The organism is Anaerolineales bacterium (assembly GCA_022866145.1).
In the GTDB taxonomy this organism is placed as follows: Bacteria; Chloroflexota; Anaerolineae; order Anaerolineales; family E44-bin32; genus PFL42.
Map to the genome: position 1 here is coordinate 1 of JALHUE010000325.1, position 2,212 is coordinate 2,212.

General features: G+C 67.4%; 3 protein-coding genes. 2 read left to right on the forward strand and 1 reads right to left on the reverse strand.

Going from position 1 to position 2,212, the window contains the following annotated elements; translation table 11 throughout:
- Nucleotides 1-322: hypothetical protein (locus MUO23_10120; GenBank protein MCJ7513308.1), on the reverse strand; the 322-nt coding region annotated here is incomplete at its 3' end.
- 154 nt (nucleotides 323-476) lie between these two features.
- On the opposite strand from MUO23_10120, the gene MUO23_10125 reads away from it, so the two are divergent.
- Both MUO23_10125 and MUO23_10130 read left to right on the forward strand, forming a co-directional pair.
- The gene (locus tag MUO23_10125) at nucleotides 477-1,310 is read left to right on the forward strand and encodes an endonuclease III (protein ID MCJ7513309.1); all 834 of its coding nucleotides are present in this window, start codon (nucleotides 477-479) and stop codon (nucleotides 1,308-1,310) included.
- A partial coding sequence (locus MUO23_10130) for a GAF domain-containing protein (protein MCJ7513310.1) occupies nucleotides 1,307-2,212 on the forward strand: 906 nt, incomplete at its 3' end. The genes MUO23_10125 and MUO23_10130, both read left to right, overlap by 4 nt.

Sequence of the window (2,212 nt, forward strand, 5' to 3'; positions counted from 1 at the left end):
CAAACAGCTCATCCGACCGGCCGGGGGTGGCGGAGATGCTGGCGACTTCGTCTGGGTCGGTGATGTAGGGGTAGTAGCCGCGGTTGCGAATCGTCCCGGCCATCTGCTCGGCCGCCTCCCGGCTGTCGAGGAGGGTCTCCTGTTCAAGCAGGGTGACCTTGTACTTGCCCTCGCCCTGGGCGATGATCGGGATGATGGCCTTGCCCGTCATGTCTCCGCCCAGGACCAGCGTGTTCGCCTCGTAGAACTTGGCCGCACTGATGAACTTCTTCCAGCACACCTCGGAGCCGTGGACATCGGTCGCAAAGAAGATACGGACCAAGCCAACCTCCCAGCGCACGCCGAGCGAAGCTGACGGCGGCGGGCTATCGAACACGATCGAAAGGCCGAGGCGGGCCCAGAGACCGCCGGATCGGCGGCGCCCACGAGGTTTTCCGGAAGCCGCAGCGGCGGTTGGAGCGCCGCCGGGGTGACCGGTGAGCCTGGCGCTCTCCTCCGTGAAGCTGCTGCTGGGCAGGGCATTCCTCCCGCTGAGTATAGCAGTCTTGGGAGAAGGGTCAAACGGCAATACAGCCGCCTTTCAATGTGGCATTCGCCAGCTGCCCCGTGACTATAATGAAGACGTGCCTGCCGATCGCCGCGCCTGGCTTGTCCACGAGCGCCTGCTCCAGACCTACGGCTCTCCCCGGTGGCGTCCGTCCTTGCCGCCGCTGGAAGAGCTGCTCTCGACGATTCTTTCCCAGAATACAAACGATTTGAACCGAGACCGGGCCTTCGCCGCCCTCCAGGCGCAGTTCCCCACCTGGCAGGCCGTCCGCGACGCTCCCTCCCAGGCCGTGATCGACACCATCCGCCCGGCCGGCCTGGCTCCACAGAAGGGACCACGCATTCAGCGCCTGCTGCACCAGATCACCGAGGAGTGCGGCGGGCTGGATCTGGCCTTCCTGCGGCAGGCGCCTCCGGAGGATGTCTACGCCTGGCTCACCCACTTCGACGGCGTGGGACCCAAGACCGCTTCGATCGTGATGCTGTTCTCGCTCCAGATGCCGGCGTTCCCAGTCGACACCCACGTCTACCGCCTCACCGGCCGGCTGGGGCTTCGACCGCAGACCATCACCGCCGACCAGGCCCACCGGGTGCTGGCCGAGGCCTTCCCGCCCGAGGCCTACTTTGCCGCCCATCTGAACCTGATTCGCCACGGCCGGGAGATCTGCCGCGCCCGCAAGCCGGCCTGCCACGCCTGCTCCCTGCTCGATCTGTGCGACTTCGGTCGAGCCGCCTTGGCCGATGCCGGGCGGAGGGCCGCATGACCGTTGAGCGCCTGGAGGCTATTCGCCGCGCCCTCAAACGCCTGCAGGCGGCCCCGGATCCCCAGTGGGCCTCGGTCGCACACCAGGCGCTGGTCGACCTCGAGGACCTCGCCGCCCAGCTGGAGAAGGGCAGCGAACATGCCCGCCTGCTGGCGCTGTACGAGGTCTCGCGGGCCATTGGCTCTTCGCTGCGCCTGGATGAGGTGCTGCAGCAGGTGATGGACTCGGTCATCCAGCTTACGGCCGCCGAACGCGGCTTCCTGCTGTTGTTCGACGACCACTCCAGCGAGCGGGCGGTCCAGGTCGGCCGCAACTACGAGGGCAAGAGCCTGAGCCCGCAGGATGTCCAGGTCAGCCGCACCGTGATCAAGGAAGTGCTGCAGACCGGCGAAGGCGTGGTCACCACCAACGCTCTGGCCGACGATCGGTTCCGCGCCCAGGAATCCGTCGTCGCCTACGCCTTGCGCTCAGTCCTGTGTGTGCCCTTGCGCTCGCGCGGCCGGGTGATCGGCGTGGTGTACGTCGACAACCGGATCCGCACCGCTCTCTTCGACCAGCGCGATCGCGAGATGCTCGAGGCCTTCGCCGGCCAGGCCGCCATCGCCATCGAGAACGCCCGGCTGTACACCCAGACCGACAGCGCCCTGGCGCTGCGAGTCCAGGAACTCGAGACGCTGCAGCAGATCGACCGCCAGCTCAACACTCGCCTTGACACGCAACGCGTTCTGGAGCTCACCCTGGAGTGGGCCCAGCGCAGCGCACGGGCCGACGGCGGATGGATTGCGATGCAAGTCGATCGCGAGTCGCCGATGATCGTGGCCTCCGGACAGGGCACCGGCTCGCCGATCGACCTTTCGGCGCCCGGGCTGGCCACCGCCCTGAGCAATGGTCCGGCGGTCCAC